The organism is Streptomyces sp. URMC 123, assembly GCF_051386515.1.
Lineage (GTDB): Bacteria > Actinomycetota > Actinomycetes > Streptomycetales > Streptomycetaceae > Streptomyces.
Window position 1 is genome coordinate 15,341 of the sequence record NZ_JBPQTV010000007.1, and the last position, 17,760, is coordinate 33,100.

Consider the following 17,760-nt stretch of genomic DNA (forward strand, 5'->3'; position numbering starts at 1 on the left):
CAGCCCGGAGAGCCTCCATGCCGCGTCCCTCCCGCCGTACTGTCGTCACGGCCCTCGGCACCGCCATAGCCGGCGGGCTGGCAGCCGCCGCGCCGACCTCCGCGTGGGCCACGGCCCCCGCTCCCGCCGCGCGGGGCGCCGCCACCCCGCGCGCGGCCGCCGCCGGGGCCGGGACCCGTACCGCCGCCACCGCTGCCGGGACCCGTGCCGCCGTCACCGGCACCGAGGCCCCGCTGCGCCGCGCCCACGCGCACAACGACTACGAGCACCCCCGCCCCCTCGCCGACGCCCTCGCGCACCACTTCACCAGCGTCGAGGCCGACATCTGGCTGGTCGGTGGGCGCCTGCTGGTGGGCCACGACCCCTGGGACCTGCGGCCCGAGCGCACGCTCGAAGCGCTCTACCTCGACCCTCTGCTCGCCCGGGTCCGCCGGGGCGGCGGCTGGGTCCACCCCGGCCACCGGGTGCCCGTGCAACTGCTCATCGACATCAAGAACCGGGGCGAGGCGACCTACCGCGAACTCGACCGGTGCCTGCGGCGCTACCGCGAGATGCTGAGCGTGGCGACGAGCGGAGCGGCGCACCTCGGCGCCGTGACCGCCGTCGTCTCCGGCGACCGGGCCGCCCGGGCCCCGATGGAGGCCCAGCGGACCCGCCACGCCTTCTACGACGGCCGGCTGGAGGACCTCGGCGGGGCCGCGCCCGCCTCCTTCTGCCCCCTGATCAGCGCCGACTGGACGAAGACCTTCTCCTGGCAGGGCGCCGGCCCCATGCCCGCGGCCGAGCGGGCGAGGCTGCGCGCCATCGTCGGCGAGGCGCACGCGCACCGCCGGCGTGTCCGGTTCTGGGCCACGCCCGACACGCCGGGGCCGGCGCGTGACGCGCTCTGGCGGGAGCTCGTGGCCGCCGATGTGGATCACATCAATACCGATGACCTGCCCGGACTGGAGGCGTTCCTCCGGGCGCATGACGGCGAGAGGCGGTAACGGAGCGTCAACACCCGTTCGGCCGACCCCCGAACGGCCGGGAATGCGGCGGCGGTGGGCCAGACTGACTGGCCACCGCCGTATGTCTCGCCGCCGCGGCTGCTCAGGAGGTCCTGTCCATGGCCGTATCGATCTCAGTGGTGCTTCTGCTCGTGGTGCTGGCGGTGGTCTTTCTGCGCAGCGGATCGCTGAAGTTCTCGCACGCGCTGGTGTGCGTGCTGCTGGGCTTCTATCTGTCCGGTACCAGCATCGCGCCGACCGTGCACAACGGGGTGTCGGCGACGGCGAGTCTCGTCGGCAGCCTGCGCCCCTGACGGGGCGGCGGAGGCGCAGACTGTCAGGGCTCGGGGTGGGCGAACACCCCGACCGCCTGCGGAACTGGCCGTTCCACACCCCCCGAGGGGTGGTTGCGCACGGTGACTCCCGCCGCTCCCGGCGCACGGACGGCGAGCGTGGACGAGCCGCCGCCGTCCAGATTGACCGCGTGGGCGGCCCCCAGATCCACCATGACCGCCGCCAGCTCCGCGACGGTCAGGCCGGGCCGGTGGGGCACCGAGCCGTCCAGGGCGAGCAGCAGCAGCCGGCGCCCGTCCTCGCTCAGGCCCGCCGCCGTACGCAGCGCTGCGGTCCGGTCGTCCACCCCGTCGAGGGGGCGGCCCCCGCGCACGATCGGATAGCCGCCGACCGCGAAGACGAGCGGAACGGCGGAGACCGTGGGCACCAGCCGATGGCGTACGCGCACCGCCTCTCCCAGGGTGATCCCCCGGAGGGCGCGGGCGCCCGCCTCCCGGCCCACGAGCACCACCGAACCGGGCTCGATCGGACCGCGCCCGGGCGTGTCGGAAACCCGCACGACACGCCCGTGCCGCACCGTCAGCTCGTGGGTCTCCGTACTGCACGGGGCGCTCCGGTCGGTATCCGTGCCACAGGTGGCCCGCACCCGTGAGGCGCTGCCCCAGTCGGGGGTGAACGCGCCGATCCCGCCGACCGGCAGCGCGTACTGGTTGAGCCCGCCGAGCGGCAGCTCGCCGCCCGCCGTACGGACGGCGCCCCGCAGCCGCAGCCGGTCCTGGCGGGCGCGCCGGTCGACCCCCACCCCGAGGACGTCCTCGGTGGACGTGCCGGGTGGCAGGGCGGGCCCGAAGCGCTGCCCGACCGGCACGGCGGCCTTCAGCCGGCGGCCGCCGGCGATGGCCGGGCCGACCGGAGCGCCGGTGGCCTCCACGCCCGGGTGCTGCACCTCGGTCAGATGGAAGAAGTCGCCGTTCACGGCGGCGACCGCCCCGCGCTCGTCGGCCAGCCGGGAGACCGGCGCCCGGGCACCGACCGCCCCCGGGTACAGCAGATCGACGGCGACACGCCGATGTCGTAGATCCACCCGCAGCAGGTGCCCGTACGCCACGCCCTGCGAGGCGGGCAGGGTGAACTCCTCGTAGCCGACCCCCGGGGCGACGGGCGTCCGCTCGGTGATCCGCGGCCCCGGGGCGGCCCCCGCGGCGGGGCGGGCCTCGACCACCGCCCCGATCAGCAGCGACCAGAGGGCGATCACCGCGACCACCGCCCGGGGGACGACCGGTCCGCGCGCCGTGGCCCGCGCCGACGGGGGAGAGGCCGTGCCCGCCGGTCTCACTCGCTGCCGGGCCCGGCACCGAGCAGGCGCGAGCGGATCAGGAAGCGCACCCCGTACGGCGCCTCCAGCGAGAACCCGCTGCCCCGGCCGGGCACCACATCGACGATCAACCGCGTGTGCCGCCAGCGCTCGTACTGACTCGCCGACATCCAGAACGGCACGTCCTCCGGGAATCCCGGCACGGGGAGCGAGGCGAGCAGGACGTCGGAGTCACCCGTACGGAACTCGCCCGCCGGGTAGCACATGGGGGCGCTGCCGTCGCAGCAGCCGCCGGACTGATGGAACATCAACGGCCCATGGGCGGCGCGAAGCCGCCGCAGCAGCGCGGCGGCGGCCGGGGTCAGCTCCACCGCGGGGGCCACCTCCACCGCCGGGGCCACCTCCACCGCCGGGGCCACCTCCACCGCCGGGGTCACCTCCACCGCGGGGGTCGGCTCCACCGCCGGGCCCGCCGCGGCCCCGATCCGTACGCGGTGCTCCGTCGGGTCTGTCCTCGTCCGCTGCCGATGCACGCACGCTGATGCTCCCGGGGCCGATGCGGTGTCCGCTCCGCTGCCGGGGCCAGCATGCCCGCGGTTCCTGGTGAACACCACCCCGCCGCCGCACCCACCGCCCCCGGCGGCCCCCACGGTCATCGCACCGGCCGGTCGCCCCAGCCCGCGTTGGTGATCAGGTCGTACCAGTCGGGGAGCGTGCCCTCGGGGAGGTGGTGGCGGAGGAGTTGGCCGGGGAAGCTGAGGGGGCCGGCCTTCGCGGGGTTGGCCAGTGCCTGCTGGACGATCAGGTCGGTCATCGCGAAGGCGAGGTTCTCGCGCGGGAACGCGGCGTGCACGCGGTCGGCGAATCCTTCGGGCAGGAGCTCCTTGTCGCGGCCCAGGGCGTCGGCGGCGATGCCCTCCTGGACCAGGGCGACCTCGGGGCCCTTGCGGGAGGCGATCCCGTCCGAGGTGTGCAGGGCGATCGCGTCCCACACCACCGTGACCGCCTGTTCGGCGGCGCCGTGGTCGCGCAGGAAGCGCGCCGCCAGGTCGGCGCCGTCCACCTCGAACCGCTGGTCGCCGTTGCCCAGCTCGGACAGGCCCAGGTCGTGCAGGACGCAGCCCAGGAAGACCAGCTCGTCGTCGTAGTCCACCCCGGCCTGCGCGCCGCGGCGGTCCGCGAGCGCCCGGGCGAAGAGATAGCTGCGCACGCTGTGCCGGAACACCACCGCCGGCTCCGCCTCCTCGGCGAAGCGCAGCGCCTCGGTCGTCAGTGACGTGCGTGGCAGGTCGAAACCGCTGAAAGCGCTGAGACCGCTGACAAAGGCGAAACGGTCGAAAGAGGCGGCGTCGGTGCCGGTGTCGGTGGGGGCATCAGCCATGGCGAGAACTCCTCGTTGATCAGGTGACATTCCGATCCTGTGACCTCACGCCCACCCCGCCCAGTGGCCACAATGACGACCTGCGCTAAATTCTGGCCATGACTGTGGTGGCTGTTCTCGCGCTCGACGGTGTCCTCCCCTTCGAGCTGTCCATCCCGGGCCAGGTGTTCGGCGCCGCCAACCACGCGATCAACCACGCCGCCAATCACGCGACCGACCACGCCGCCGCTGCCCGCGCCGTCGACGCCCCGCCCTACGAGGTCCGGATCTGCGCTCCCGGCCGGAGCGCCGCCACCTCCGCCTGGCACGGTGCCTTCCGGATGCAGACCCCCTACGACCTCGACGGCCTGGACGGAGCCGCCACCGTCGTCGTCCCCGCCCACACGGGCTTCCTCGCCGAGCCGCCCCGCGCGGTCGTCGACGCCCTGCGGCGCGCCGCGGAGCGCGGGGCGCGGCTGGCCTCGGTGTGCGTCGGCGCCTTCACCCTCGCCGCCACCGGCCTGCTGGACGGCCTGCGGGCCACCACCCACTGGCAGTTCGCCGACGAACTCGCCGGTCGCCACCCTCGTATCGAGGTCGACCCCACCGTGCTGTTCGTCGACCACGACGACAAGCTGATCACCTCGGCCGGTGTGGCCGCCGGCCTCGATCTCTGTCTCCACCTGGTGCGCCGCGACCTCGGCGCGGACGTCGCGGCCGCCACCGCCCGCCGCACCGTCATGCCCCTCCAACGGGACGGCGGCCAGGCCCAGTTCATCGAGCGGCCCCTGCCCCCGGCCGACCCCGCCGCGCTGCAGCCCGTGCTGCGCTGGATGGAAGGCCACCTCCACCAGCCCCTCACCCTCGCCGACATCGCCGGCCACGCCAGGACCAGCGTCCGGACCCTGAACCGCCACTTCCGCGCGCAGACCGGCACCACGCCCCTGCAGTGGCTGCTGCGCGCCCGCATCCACCGCGCCCAGCAACTCCTGGAGACGACGGATCTGTCCATCGCGCACATCGCCGACCACACGGGGTTCGGCTCGGCGACCACCCTGCGCCACCACTTCGCCCGCCACACCGGCACCTCCCCGCACGCCTACCGCACGGCGTTCCGCCAGCGGCACCCCGGCGAGCCGGCCGAGCCGCGGCGCGGTCGGGCCCCCGGTGGACCGGTGGGGTACGAGATCGAGTCCCGCCGCGGTCCATCGAACGATGTAGTACGGGCTCGTTCGGGCGGCCGATGATCAGCCCTTCTCGCCGTTCCTACGATGAAACCGACCTTTGAGCACGCCTGCCGGCAGGCAGCCGGTGCTCGTGGGCAGCCGGACGCATCGCCGAGAAGAGGGGCCCACCGTGAGCCGCGCCGTCAAGAACCTGGCCGAAGGGGCCGTGACCTTCCTCGTGGGGCTGGCCCTGAAGCTGTACACCCAGGACGTCGAGATCCCGATCTTCACGCTGCCCAAGGTCGGGGTGGTGATGATGTGCGTCGGTGGCTTCCTGGTGATCGTCGGCCTGTACGAGATGGCGCGAAGGGCCCGCGCGCAGAGCTGATCGACGCGGATCGGTGCGCACCAAACGGGGCAAAACGGGTCTCTCATATCACGCACTGCGCCCCATTCCGGACGCCTCGCCGAACCGGAGCCCGACCCCCGGCCCAACCCCGGCCGGACCCCGGCCCGAACCCGAACCGGGGCCGGCGCCCCGCCGGGGCCGCCCCGCCTGGTTGATCAAAACCGCTGGGGTTAGCATATGAGCGCCGCCTAGCTCGAAAGATAAACTTGTGACTGTCAACGAGGACTCGTTCACCAGCTGGAAGAACCGCGAGGAGATCGCGGAGTCGATGATCCCGACGATCGGGAAGCTGCACCGGGAGCGGGACGTCACCGTCCTGCTCCACAGCCGCTCCCTGGTGAACAAGTCGGTGGTCAGCATCCTGAAGACCCACCGATTCGCCCGGCAGATCGCCGGTGAGGAGCTCTCGGTCACCGAGACGCTGCCCTTCCTGCAGGCTCTCACCACCCTCGATCTCGGCCCGTCCCAGATCGACATCGGCATGCTCGCCGCGACGTACAAGGCCGACGACCGCGGTCTGTCCGTGGCCGAGTTCACCGCCGAGGCCGTCGCCGGCGCCACGGGCGCCAACAAGATCGAGCGCCGTGAGCCGCGCGACGTCGTCCTCTACGGCTTCGGCCGCATCGGCCGCCTCGTCGCCCGCCTGCTCATCGAGAAGGCCGGCTCGGGCAACGGCCTGCGGCTGCGCGCCATCGTCGTCCGCCGGGGCGGCGAGCAGGACATCGTCAAGCGGGCCTCGCTGCTGCGCCGCGACTCCATCCACGGCCAGTTCCAGGGCACGATCACCGTCGACGAGGCGACCGGCACGATCGTCGCCAACGGCAACGAGATCAAGGTGATCTACGCCAACGACCCGTCCGAGGTCGACTACACGGCGTACGGCATCAAGGACGCCATCCTCATCGACAACACCGGCAAGTGGCGCGACCGCGCCGGTCTGTCGAAGCACCTGCGCCCCGGCATCGACAAGGTCGTGCTGACCGCGCCGGGCAAGGGCGACGTCCCCAACATCGTGCACGGGGTCAACCACGAGACGATCAAGCCGGACGAGCAGATCCTGTCCTGCGCGTCCTGCACCACCAACGCGATCGTCCCGCCGCTGAAGGCGATGGCGGACGAGTACGGCGTCCTCCGCGGCCACGTGGAGACCGTCCACTCGTTCACCAACGACCAGAACCTGCTGGACAACTACCACAAGGCCGACCGCCGCGGCCGTTCGGCGCCGCTGAACATGGTCATCACCGAGACCGGCGCCGCCTCCGCCGTCGCCAAGGCGCTGCCCGACCTCAAGGCCCCGATCACCGGCAGCTCGATCCGCGTCCCGGTGCCGGACGTCTCGATCGCGATCCTCAGCCTGCGGCTCGGGCGCGAGACGACCCGCGAGGAGGTCCTCGACTACCTCCGCAATGTGTCGCTCACCTCGCCGCTCAAGCGTCAGATCGACTTCACCAGCGCCCCCGACGCGGTGTCGAGCGACTTCATCGGCTCGCGCCACGCCTCGATCGTCGACGCCGGCGCCACCAAGGTCGACGGCGACAACGCGATCCTCTACCTCTGGTACGACAACGAGTTCGGCTACTCGTGCCAGGTCATCCGCGTCGTCCAGCACGTCTCCGGGGTGGAGTACCCGACCTACCCGGCCCCGGTGGTCTGACCCTCCGAGCGACACGCCGTCCGGTCCGGTGCCCCCACGCGCGGGCACCGGGCCGGACGGCTTTCGCCGGGCCACCTCGCCGGGCCACCTCGCCGGGCCGCCCCTCCGGACCGTCCCGCCGTGCGCGCCCGCACGCTCGATCCACCCACGTATCCGCTGTGCTACCGTGCCGTCGCGACCATATGATCGACAACCCGGGCTGTCGCTCGGCCGCGTGAAGGACTCTCCGGTGCCGCGGGAACGCCCTCTGTGCGATCTCCGTCCGGCCAGCCAGAATTGTGCCAACGAGCGACGGTGGACGGTAACGGGGCGCCGACCCCGCGGGCCGGCCCATGCCTCCGACCCCCGCACCTCGACCGAACTCGTCCGCCCGAGGCACGTATTCGGGCCATGGTCGCCAGTCCTCCGAATCGCCATCACCCTGGAGGAAACAGACATGAACGACGAGACCGCGGAGCCCCTCTCCTGCCCGCTTCCCGGGTCCTTCCGATTCGAGCCCTCGCCCCTGTGGGAAGAGTTGCAACGGACCAGCCCGGTCGTGCGGGTGCGCACCGTCTCCGGTCATGACGCCTGGCTCGCGACCCGGTACGACGACGTCCGCACCGTGTTGAGCGACAAGCGGTTCTCGCGTGCCCGGCTGCTCGAACAGGGCGCGCCGCGAGCGGGCGTCACCAAGCCGCGCCCCGGCTCCCTGGCCACCATGGACGCGCCCGAACACACTCGGCTGCGCAGGCTGGTGACGACCGGGTTCGGCCACCGGTACATCGAGAGCAAGCGGCCCTGGATACGGGGCCTGGCCGTGGAACTGGCCGAGGGGCTCGCCGCGGCCGGCAGCCCGGCCGACGTACGGCGGCACTTCTCCCACCTCCTCCCCATCCGGGTCATCTGCGAGATCCTCGGCGTGCCCTACGAGGACCGGGACGACTTCGCCGCGTGGTCCTCCAGCGTCTACACGCTCTCCCCCGAGCAGGCCGACACGGTCGACGAGTCCTACGACCGACTGGAGGCGTACATCGCCCGACTCGTCGCGGCCAAGCGCTCCGTGCCGCGTACCGGGCGGGAACCCGAGGACCTCCTCGAACGGCTGGTCGCCCTCAGCGATGAGCACGGCCATCTGAGCGACGAGGAACTGGTCGCGTTCGGCATCAATCTGCTCATCGCCGGCTTCGAGACGACCGCGAACCAGTTGGGCACCTTCGTCGTGTCGCTGCTCCGCGAACCGGGGGAGTGGTCCCGACTGGTGGCGGACCCGGAGCTCATTCCGGGGGCCGTGGAGGAACTCCTGCGGCTGCACCGCCTCTCGGAGACGGGACAGATGCGCGTGGCCACCGAGGACGTCGAGCTCTCGGGGGTGCGCGTGCGGGCCGGCGAGGGGGTCATCGCGGCGATCGGCGTGGCCAACCGCGACCCCCGTGTCTTCGACCGCCCGGACGAGATGGACCTTCGGCGCTCGCCCAACCCGCACATGGCCTTCGGCCACGGCCCGCACTTCTGCCTCGGGGCCCATCTGGCCCGTATCGAGCTGCAGGAGGCGCTCGGGGCCCTGACGCGGGCGTTCCCCGAGATGCGACTCGCCGTGCCGGCGGAGGACCTCGTCTGGCGGCGGGCGCTCATCAGCGGTCTGGAGGAGATTCCGGTGCTGTGCGGGCAGCGGGGAGAGCGGGGGGAAGGAACGACGTGAGTTCCGAGGATCACGGTCAGGGTTACGAGGCGGTGCTGCCGCTGTCGCACAGCCAGTTCTCCTATCTGTGGCTGTACAGCAATGACATGGCGCCCGTGCGCCGCCCGCTGTCCTACATCGCCTGCACGGTGAGCATCCCCCGGGCCTGCGGTCCGGACGGCGTGGCGGCGGCGTTCGAGGTCCTGATGCGCCGGCACCAGGGGCTCCGAAGCCGCATCGGCTGGACCGCCGACTGGGACCCCGTGCAGTACGTCCACCCCGAACCGCCCCTGCCGCTGGTCGTGGAGGATGTCCTCCACGACGCCGACCGGCTCCCCGAGGTGCTGGAGAGGATCTGCTCCGCGCCCCCCACCATGCTGGCCGCGCCGTCCTTCCGGGTCCATGTGATCCCGGACGCGGAGGGGCCGGCGTACGCCTGCCTCATCGTCAACCACCTCTTCATCGACCGTACGACGGCCATGCAGCTGACCGAGGAGATCGACCGCGTCCTGGCGAACGTGGCCGAAGGGCGGGACCCCGAACACGGGCTCGTACCGGCGGGCACCCTCCAGGACCGCGTCCGTCACGAGCGGTCCGAGCGCGGGGCGAAGCGGGCGGAGGCCGCCCGGCGCTACTGGCGGGAGCTGTTCGACGCCGTACCGGACTGTTCCTTCCCCTTCCACCACCGGTTCTCGGTCGAGACCGCCCGGCAGGGGCACACCCGGATCGCCAAGTTCCGTTCCGCCGCGCTGGCCGCCGCGCTGCGGTGGACGGCCGAGACGAGCGCGGTCTCTCCCTGCACCACGCTCATGGCGGCGGCGACCGTTCTGCTGGCGGACTACTGCGACAGCGCCCTCACCTGGTCGATGCCGGTGGCCCAGGGCTCCCCGGCCCCGGGGAAGCTGCTGCTGGAGTGCAGGCTGCAGAAGGGGTACGCGCTGCTGGACCCCCGGGGGGAGACGGAGTTCTCCGCGAGCCTGCCGGCCGCGGCGCACAGCGTCCTCAGGGGCCAGCGGCACGCTCAGTACTCCTTCGCCCACCATCTGACCGATCTGCGGTCGGCCGCCATCGCCCGCGGCGCCGGCAAGCACGTCGAGGTGAACATCAACTGCATGATCGGGGGCGTGCGCGACGCGATCCGCGTCACCGCGCCCGAGCGGATCGGGGAACTGCGCTCCGCCTCCCGGCTGTCCGCCGAGACCGTCGAGGGCAGCCTGCCGCACCTCGGGTTCATCGTGCGCCTGGACGCCGTGCGCCAGGAGGTGCACGTCGAGCTCTGGCACACCCACGACCTGCTGCCGGAGCCGGACGCGGACCGGCTGTTGTACGGGATCGAGGACATCATCGTGGCCTTCGCGGCCGACGGGGAGGTCGATCTGCGCCGGGTGCGCGCGCGGAACCGGGACGCCGGCTGGCCGAGGCGGCCGGAGTGGCGTGCGCTCGCGGACGGCCGGCACCTCGACGAGCGGGCCATGGAGACGGTCGCGCTGGCCGTCCCCGGGGTGCGCTCGGCGAGCCTGGACATCGCAGGCGCGGGCGTCACGGACGCCGCGGAGGCCACAGAGGCCGCGGGCGTCACGGGCGCTACGGGCGTCACGGTGACGGTCGACGTGGAGCCCTCCTCCGGCGTGGACGCCGACGCCCTCCTCGACCACTACCACCTCGCGCTGTCCCACCCCGGTGTCCTCCTGCCGTCCCGGATCGTCGTCCGGCACACCCGGCCCATGGAAGGGGCCGGAGCGGCGGAGAGCGAGGACACGGCAGTGCGCCACGCGGGAGCCCGAGCGGCCCTGGAGAAGGCCATGGCCCGGGTGAACCAGTGGACCGAGGTCGACCCCCGGGCCGGCTACCTGGAACAGGGCGGCAGGGTCGAGCGGCTGCCGGCCCTCCGGTATCTGCTCGCCACGGACGGCTGGGCCGGTCTGTCCTACGAGGCCCTGATGAGCGGCGCCTCGGTGCGCACGCTGGCGCGGCGGCTGACCAGGGCCGTGCCCGCCCCCGTACCGGGAAGCGACGACACCGACGCCGGTGTCGCCGTGCACTGGTAGCCGGCCGCCATCCGTCCGTTCCCGTCCCGCAGCCCGCCGAGAGGTACCCACTCCATGGCAGACACCACCGCCCCCGCGTCCCCGCACGACCACCCCGCCCCCGAACTCCCCCAACTCCCAGGACTCCCCGCACTCTCCGAGATCTCCGCGGAGTCCTGGCGCGAGGCCAACCGCCGGCTGCTCGCCAAGGCCCTCGCGGAGTTCGCCTTCGAGCGGCTGGTCGAGCCCACGGAACTGGGGGACGGCCGCTACCGCCTCGACCTGGACAGCGGGGTCTGCTATGTCTTCGCCGCCGAGCGCGGGGCGTTCGACGGCTGGCGGGTCGACAAGGACGCGATCACGCGTGGCGCGACGGGCCTGCTCGGCGACGAGACCGCCACCCCGGCCTGGGACGCGCAACAGTTCCTCGTCGACTGCGCGGACACGATCGGCACGGACGCGCCGACCCTCGGCATCTATCTCACAGAGCTGTCCGCCACCCTCACCGTCGACGCGGCGCGCATCGAACACGGTGGGGCGACGGCGGCAGAACTGCGCGAGCTCGACCACGCCGAGCTGGAATGCCATATGACGGGCCACCCCACGCAGGTCGCCAACAAGGGCCGGGTCGGCTTCTCCGCCACCGATGTCCGCGCCTACGCCCCCGAGGCGCGGCAGCGGGTGAAACTCCAGTGGATCGCCGTGCTCCGGGGCCTGGCCGAGTTCCGCGGAACCCCCCGGCTCAGCGAAGCCGCCGTGCTCGACCACGAGTTGGCGCCGGCGACCAGGGCGGCCTTCCGCGCCGTCATCGAGGGCAGGGGCGCCGACCCGGACGCGTACGTCTGGATGCCCGTGCACCCGTGGCAGTGGGACCGCGCCGTCCAGGTCCTGTACGCGGGCGAGGTCGCGCAGAACCGGATCATCCCCCTGGGGGAGTCGGCGGACGACTACCTGCCCCAGCAGTCCGTGCGCACCATGGCGAACCTCTCGGTGCGCGAGCGGTACGACGTCAAGCTCCCCCTGAGAATCGTGAACACCCTGGTCTGGCGGGGGATACCGCCGCACTGCGCCCAGGGCGCGCCCGTCACCACCCAGTGGCTGGCCGGCCTGCTCGGCAAGGACCCCGTACTCCGTGACGAGCTGCGCACCGTCCTTCTCGGCGAGGTCGCCTCCGTCACCGTCCGCCACCCCTATCTGGCGGGCGTCCCGGAGACGCCGTACCAGCACCTGGAGGTGCTCGGGTGCATCTGGCGCGAGTCGGTGTCGTCGCGCAAGGACGAGAACGAGCGGGTGCGCACCTTCGCCTCCCTCCTCCACGTCGACGAACACGGCACGCCCTTCGTGGCCGAGCTCGTCCGCGCCTCGGGCCTGCCGGCCCAGGACTGGTTGCGGCGCCTGTTCGAGACGGTGCTCCACCCGGTGCTGCACGTGATGTACACCTACGGCATCAGTTTCAACCCGCACGGTCAGAACGCCCTGATCGGTTACGACGAAAGCGATGTGCCCCGCCGGCTGTTCCTGAAGGATTTCGTGGACGACGTATCGGTGTCGCACACCCGGATCGCCGAGCGCGGACCGGAGCCGGACAGCTATGACCACGTCCTGCCCCGCAAGACATCGACGGTCATTCGCCAGCATGTCGTGGACGCGTTGCTCCTCGGCCACTTCCGCTATCTGGCGCCGCTGGCCGCCGACCACATGGGAGTTCCGGAGCCCCTGTTCTGGCGGCTGGTGCGGGATGCGGTGGTCGCGTACCACAAGCGCCACCCCGAGAAGGAGGACCGTTTCGCGGAATTCGACATGCTGGCCGCGGAATTCCCGCGCTTTCCCCAGAACACGGACCGCCTGGTCGTCACGCGCTACGTCGACCGGGCGTACCGCCACGCGCTGCGCCCCAATGGAACGGTCCCCAACCCGCTGGCCTGACACGGGCTGCGGGGCCTCCTCCGATGTCACCGGCCGCAGGGAGGCCCATCGCACCGCGTCGACCTGCGCGGATGCCGTGGAAGAGTGCCCGGCGCGGGAAGTTGATCTATCGTGGGGCACTCGCAACCGACGCCAGAAGGAGGCCGCATGGAACAGCAGGGCAGTGTGATCGACTCCATGGTGGAGAACAACAAGCAGAGGGTCGACATGACGAGTGGTGAGGTGATTAAGTCGGCGCAGGTGGTTTGGCGGCCGACGCTTCCCGCTCACGATCACAGCGTGGCCGGCGCGCGTTTCCACTGGGAGTAGTCGAAACAACCGGCGCGGCGGGACGGCCAGGCATGGGAACTGGCCGTCCCGCCGTGCTGTCGCTTCACGCAATCACGTCCTGGAGAAATGGTGACGTCGCCCCGTTTGGTGCTCCCGCAGCTCGAAGTGCACAAGCTGCGGGACACGGAGTCCCTGGTCCGCACGCGCAATGGCGAGATGTTCGAGGTGAGTCTCGACCCGGAGCGCCTCGCCTCCGCATTGGCGCTGTGCGACGGTTCCCGGACCGTGGACGAGGTCATGTCGGCGACCGATATGCCGCCCGAATTCCGTTCCGTGGTCGAGGTGTTGAGCCGAGCGGGCGAAGCCTCGCGCGAGGACCCGGCCGCCACTGGGTCGGTCGTCGTCGCGGGTGCGGGTGAGGTGCTGGCGCTGTGGCGGGAGCGAGGAGTCATCACCGCGACGGCGCACGGCAGTCCCACGTGGCTGGACGGCGAGACGCGGCCCGAGACGGTTGCCGAACTGGGCCTGGGGACCGTACTGGTGACGGTCCATCGGCACCGGGACGTGGAGCTGCTGCGGACGCTGGACGACGCGGTGGCCGGGGCGGCCGGGATCACCTGGCTCCCCGTGGTGCTCGACGGGACCACCGTGTGGCTGGGCCCCGCGGTGCGGCCGGGGGCGACCCCGGTCTACCGGGACGTGCTCGACCGGCGCGTGGCCGCCGCGATCGACGCCGATGTCACCCGGGCCCTGTGGACTCAGCCGCTGCTGGGCGAGCTGGTCCCCGGCGAGGCGGACCTCATGTGGCTGGGCGCGGCGGTTTCCCGGACCGTCTCCCAGATCCGTTCCGGGGCCGCGTCCCCGGTGTTCGGCAACGAGGTGGAGGTCGACCTCGCCGCCTCCGTCCTGCGGCCCCACCCGGTGCTGCCGATGCCGTACCGCGAGGACGCGCCGTACCGCAACGACGTCGTACGGGGGCCCGCGCGGCTGGTCGACCCGGTGACCGGGCTGGTCGCCGAACTCGGCCAGGTGCCACTGCTGCCGGAGATGCCCGACTCCTTGACCACCGTGGTGGCGCGCGTGAGCGATGTCCGCAGGCTGGGCGTCGAGTGGGGCGTGAACACGATCGCCGGTTGCAGCGTCCTCTCGGGGGACCGCGCCCAGGTGGAGGCGGCGTCCGTGGCCGAGTCCGTCGAGCGGTACTCCGGCAACTGGCTGCGGCTCGACCGCACCGTGACGGCCACCTACGAGGAGATGACGCGGCGCCCCGAAAGGGTCCTGGACCCCGAGTCGGTGGTGCTCTACTCCGAGGAGCAGTACGCCACACCCGGCTTCCCCTTCGTCCCGTTCCGCCCCGACCTCGCCGTCCGCTGGGTGCTGGGCCGGTCGGTCACGCGCGGCGACGACGTGTGGGTGCCCGCGGGCATGGCGTGGGGGAACTACAACCTGGGGCCGACGGAAGCCGAGCCGCCGCTGCACCCCACCCTCTACGCGGGGCTGGCCGCGGGGGTCTCCATGGAGGAGGCGATCCGCGGCGGGCTCGAAGAAGTACTCGAACGGCACGCGGCCATGGCGTGGTGGGCCCACCAGAGCAAACTGCCGAGGATCAAGCCCACCCCGCGGCTGAAGTCCGCGTGGCGCGACGTCTCGGGAGGCGACAGCCGGCTGACCGGCTGGCTGCTGCACGTGGAGAACCGTTTCGGCCTCCCCGTGATCGCCGGAGTGGTCGACGACCCCGAGCGCCAACTGACCACCGTCGGCTTCGCGCTGCGCGAGGACGCCGAGCTCTGCGCGCTGAAGGCGTGGGGCGAGGCGCTGTCGAACATGCTGTGGGCCGTGGACCTGCTGCAGGAGGACGGCGCGTACTGGACGGAGCTGCACGCGGCGTTCGACGTCCGGCGGCGCGACGGCAAGCTCGGTTACCTCAAGCCCTGGCGCGCGGACCGCCGTTACCTCGACTCCTTCCGCGGCGACTTCCGGGACGTCGGCGACCTGGAGTCGCAGTTGCAGCTCTGCTGCGACCCCCGTGCCAGGGAGCGGACCGCCGCCGTCCTGCGGGGCCACGGCGAACGCGGGATCGAGGGTCTGTCCGACCTGCCCGACCGCACGCTGGCGAGCTATCGCCGGCTGGTCGAGGGCCAGGGGCTCGAAATCCTCGCGGTGGACCTCACCACCCCCGACGTCCGGCACAGCGACCTGAGCGTCGTCCGCGTCCTGGTGCCGGGCCTGGTCAACAATTACGCGGCGGCGTTCCCGCTGTGGGGCAAGGGCGTGATCGCAGGAGAAGCGGCGCGGCTCGGATGGCGGGACACCGTCGCCGAGGAACACGAGCTGAACACCTTCCCCATGCCGCACGCCTAGGCCGGCGACCCGTGACAACGCATCCCGACCCCCCGGGGCACGCCCCCCGTCGTACGACGTCCGTGGTGGCCCAGGCGCCGCTCACCCAGCGTCAGTTCCGCTTCTGGCTGGAGTACCTGAACACGCCGTTGTCACGGCGTTCCTTCATGCACCTCGTCCAGTTCGTCGCCGTCCCGGACGGCATGTCGTACGCCGAGGTGGGCGCCGCCGTGGAGCACGTCGTCTCCCGGCACGACACGCTGCGCACCCGGTTCGTGGTGGCGGAGGACGGCCGGTACCTGCAGTTGATCGACGGGGCCGGCCCGCCGCCCCTCCACCGGGCCGAGGTCGACCGGGTGGCCGAGGAGCAGAACGACCTCGTGGGCGCGGCCGCGGAACTGGTCCACAGGCCGGTGGACCTGTCCGCCGAATGGCCCGTACGCGTCATCGCGCTCACGGTCTCCGGCCGGCTCCGCCAGCTGTGCCTGGTGGTGCACCATGTCGCGATCGACCGGGAAGGTCTCGCCCGGCTGACAGCGGAGTTGACGACGGCGCTGACCGCTCCGGTGACGCTCCCCGGGGTTCTCGGCGGCCCGGCGCTCCCCGGGGCCCTCGGGGGCCCCGGGGGCCCCGGGGAAGGGCTTCGGCCCGACCCCGGGGACCGGGCCGAGCGCCGTGGCGCCATGGCCCTGCGGCACTGGCGCGCCACCCTGCCGCGGATGCCCGGTGTCGTGCTGCCGTACGAGCGAGAGGAGGGGCAGGATCTGCAGCGGCTCGGCTGGATCGAGTCCTCGGCCCTGGCCACCGCCCTTCCCGTGCTGCGCCAGCGGCTCGGGCTGTCCCTGCCCAGCCTGCTGCTGGCGGCGTTCAACCTCGCGCTGACCTCATGGAGCGGCCTGCGCCGCTGGCGCTGGGAGACCATCGTCAACAACCGCCCCCGGGGCCTGGACCCCGGGACGCTGGGGTGTTTCATGGACTTCACCCTGGTGCAGTCCTGGAGCCGGGAGGGGCAGTCGTTCGCCGACTACGCGGCGACCGTCTCCCGCGACATGCTGCTCGGCGTTCGGCACAGCGTCTGCGACGCGGACCGGCTGCTGGAGGTCGAACTGCTGAGCGCTGTCGAACGGGGGACGAACCTCGACGCTCCGCTGATCTACAACTTCAAGGACATCGCCGGCGACCCCCGCGGCGCCGTGCCGCGGTCCCTCCCGGCGGGCGACTCCTTCGCCCCCGCCGAGGTGCGGTGGACCGAGCGCCACGATCCGGCACTGCTGTTCGCGCGGGTGCACGGGCTCGGTGACGTCGCCACGGTGTCGCTCGCCGCGCGGGCGAGCCTGATGTCGGCCGAGGACCACCGCCGGGTGTTGGGGGCCGTGGAGCGGATCGTCCGGTCCGCGGCGGCCGACCCCGACGTGCCCCTCGACCGGCTGTGCGCGCGCGTCGCCGCCCCCGAGTGGCCCAGAAAGCCGCACTGGACCCGGCTGAGCGACGACCGCTGGGCCGATGTGCCGGCCATCGAGGAATTCCTGGCCCGGCGTCTCGGAAAGGGCACGGTGACGTGCGCGGTCGACGACCGGTCCCTGGAGCTCACGGCATACGCGGCCACGGATTCCCCGGCGTCCTGCCTGGCCGGCCTGGGCCGGGCCGTGCGGGACATGTTGCGGCACCCGGGTTTGCAGGTTCCCGACCGCTTCGTCCTGCGGCGGCCGAATGGCGATGAGGCCGTGTACCGGCGCCACGAGGTGTTCTCGCACACGTCCGCCGAGTCCGCTCTCGTCGGAAGTGAGGCGGAACGGGCCCTTCGCGATGTGCTCGCGCACGTCTGCGGCCATATCGACCTCGATTTCGACCGGAGCTATGTCGAACAGGGCGGACGCGCCGAGGACCTCATTCGCGTGCATTTCGCCCTGGCGGCCCGGGGCTGGACCGGCGCCCCCGCCAAGGCCGTGCTCGGCCCCTCCTCGCTGCGCGAGATAGCCGGGCTCCTGCGCGGCTCGACCGCCGTGCCGACCGGCTGAAGATCGTCGTCCGCGCTCCGCCGCGCCGCCGGGCCGGAATTCCCCCGGTTCCGTATCACCGTTTCGGCGCGGCGGTCGCGTCCTTTGCCACCTGGCGATTGTGTGATCGATAAGGCGTAGCCGCTCTCCTTCCGAATTCACATAGGGGTGTCACTGCCCTAGCCAGCCCGTCCCCATGTCAAGTAGAACGGTGTGTGCCCACGGCTGGGTGCCCGTTAATTCGGGCATATTCGGGCTACGTCACAACGGGGGACACGGCATGGCCGAAGGGCGGGGAGAGTTTTCCGCCGGACTTCGTATGGCAGTGATCGGTTTCGGTTGCCGGTTATCCGGAG

Annotated in this window: 14 protein-coding genes; 11 read left to right on the forward strand and 3 right to left on the reverse strand. The window is 72.3% G+C overall.

The genetic code is table 11. From position 1 onward, the window contains the following. Nucleotides 1-17: 17 nt before the first annotated feature. Nucleotides 18-986: a phosphatidylinositol-specific phospholipase C/glycerophosphodiester phosphodiesterase family protein gene (locus ACSNOD_RS02215; protein WP_436764977.1), complete on the forward strand. Its 969-nt coding sequence runs from the start codon at nucleotides 18-20 to the stop codon at nucleotides 984-986. A gap of 119 nt (nucleotides 987-1,105) precedes the next feature. Continuing rightward, nucleotides 1,106-1,300: a hypothetical protein gene (locus ACSNOD_RS02220; RefSeq protein ID WP_436764978.1), complete on the forward strand. Its 195-nt coding sequence runs from the start codon at nucleotides 1,106-1,108 to the stop codon at nucleotides 1,298-1,300. A gap of 23 nt (nucleotides 1,301-1,323) precedes the next feature. Here ACSNOD_RS02220 and ACSNOD_RS02225 read toward each other — a convergent pair whose 3' ends face one another. The 3 genes from ACSNOD_RS02225 to ACSNOD_RS02235 all read right to left on the reverse strand — a co-directional run bounded on the left by ACSNOD_RS02225 (nucleotide 1,324) and on the right by ACSNOD_RS02235 (nucleotide 3,976). After that, entirely contained in the window at nucleotides 1,324-2,535 is a 1,212-nt protein-coding gene (locus tag ACSNOD_RS02225; protein ID WP_436764979.1) for a phosphodiester glycosidase family protein, read from the reverse strand. A gap of 77 nt (nucleotides 2,536-2,612) precedes the next feature. Beyond that, complete coding sequence (locus ACSNOD_RS02230) at nucleotides 2,613-2,984, reverse strand: DUF779 domain-containing protein (RefSeq protein ID WP_436764998.1); 372 nt, start codon at nucleotides 2,982-2,984, stop codon at nucleotides 2,613-2,615. A gap of 263 nt (nucleotides 2,985-3,247) precedes the next feature. Then, a complete protein-coding gene (locus ACSNOD_RS02235; RefSeq protein ID WP_436764980.1) occupies nucleotides 3,248-3,976 on the reverse strand; it encodes an HD domain-containing protein in 729 nt (242 codons plus the stop codon). A 98-nt stretch (nucleotides 3,977-4,074) separates the two neighbouring features. Between ACSNOD_RS02235 and ACSNOD_RS02240 the strand changes: the two genes are divergently transcribed. From ACSNOD_RS02240 to ACSNOD_RS02280, 9 genes are all read left to right on the forward strand, one after another. Continuing rightward, the gene (locus tag ACSNOD_RS02240; RefSeq protein WP_436764981.1) at nucleotides 4,075-5,202 is read left to right on the forward strand and encodes a GlxA family transcriptional regulator; all 1,128 of its coding nucleotides are present in this window, start codon (nucleotides 4,075-4,077) and stop codon (nucleotides 5,200-5,202) included. Between the two features lie 109 nt (nucleotides 5,203-5,311). Continuing rightward, nucleotides 5,312-5,509: a DUF5708 family protein gene (locus ACSNOD_RS02245; protein WP_436764982.1), complete on the forward strand. Its 198-nt coding sequence runs from the start codon at nucleotides 5,312-5,314 to the stop codon at nucleotides 5,507-5,509. Between the two features lie 229 nt (nucleotides 5,510-5,738). Continuing rightward, nucleotides 5,739-7,184, forward strand: a complete 1,446-nt coding sequence (locus tag ACSNOD_RS02250; protein WP_436764983.1) for a glyceraldehyde-3-phosphate dehydrogenase — start codon at nucleotides 5,739-5,741, stop codon at nucleotides 7,182-7,184. A 436-nt stretch (nucleotides 7,185-7,620) separates the two neighbouring features. Continuing rightward, a complete protein-coding gene (locus ACSNOD_RS02255) occupies nucleotides 7,621-8,865 on the forward strand; it encodes a cytochrome P450 (RefSeq protein ID WP_436764984.1) in 1,245 nt (414 codons plus the stop codon). Continuing rightward, nucleotides 8,862-10,892, forward strand: coding sequence for a condensation domain-containing protein (locus tag ACSNOD_RS02260; protein WP_436764985.1), 2,031 nt, complete (start codon nucleotides 8,862-8,864; stop codon nucleotides 10,890-10,892). The genes ACSNOD_RS02255 and ACSNOD_RS02260 overlap by 4 nt, the downstream gene beginning before the upstream one ends. A gap of 54 nt (nucleotides 10,893-10,946) precedes the next feature. Then, a complete protein-coding gene (locus tag ACSNOD_RS02265) occupies nucleotides 10,947-12,797 on the forward strand; it encodes an IucA/IucC family protein (RefSeq protein WP_436764986.1) in 1,851 nt (616 codons plus the stop codon). A gap of 147 nt (nucleotides 12,798-12,944) precedes the next feature. Continuing rightward, nucleotides 12,945-13,106: a hypothetical protein gene (locus ACSNOD_RS02270; RefSeq protein WP_436764987.1), complete on the forward strand. Its 162-nt coding sequence runs from the start codon at nucleotides 12,945-12,947 to the stop codon at nucleotides 13,104-13,106. An 87-nt stretch (nucleotides 13,107-13,193) separates the two neighbouring features. Then, nucleotides 13,194-15,428 (forward strand): YcaO-like family protein, encoded by a 2,235-nt coding sequence (locus ACSNOD_RS02275; protein WP_436764988.1) that lies wholly within the window; start codon nucleotides 13,194-13,196, stop codon nucleotides 15,426-15,428. 65 nt (nucleotides 15,429-15,493) lie between these two features. Continuing rightward, the gene (locus ACSNOD_RS02280; protein ID WP_436764989.1) at nucleotides 15,494-17,425 is read left to right on the forward strand and encodes a condensation domain-containing protein; all 1,932 of its coding nucleotides are present in this window, start codon (nucleotides 15,494-15,496) and stop codon (nucleotides 17,423-17,425) included. Nucleotides 17,426-17,760: the final 335 nt, after the last annotated feature.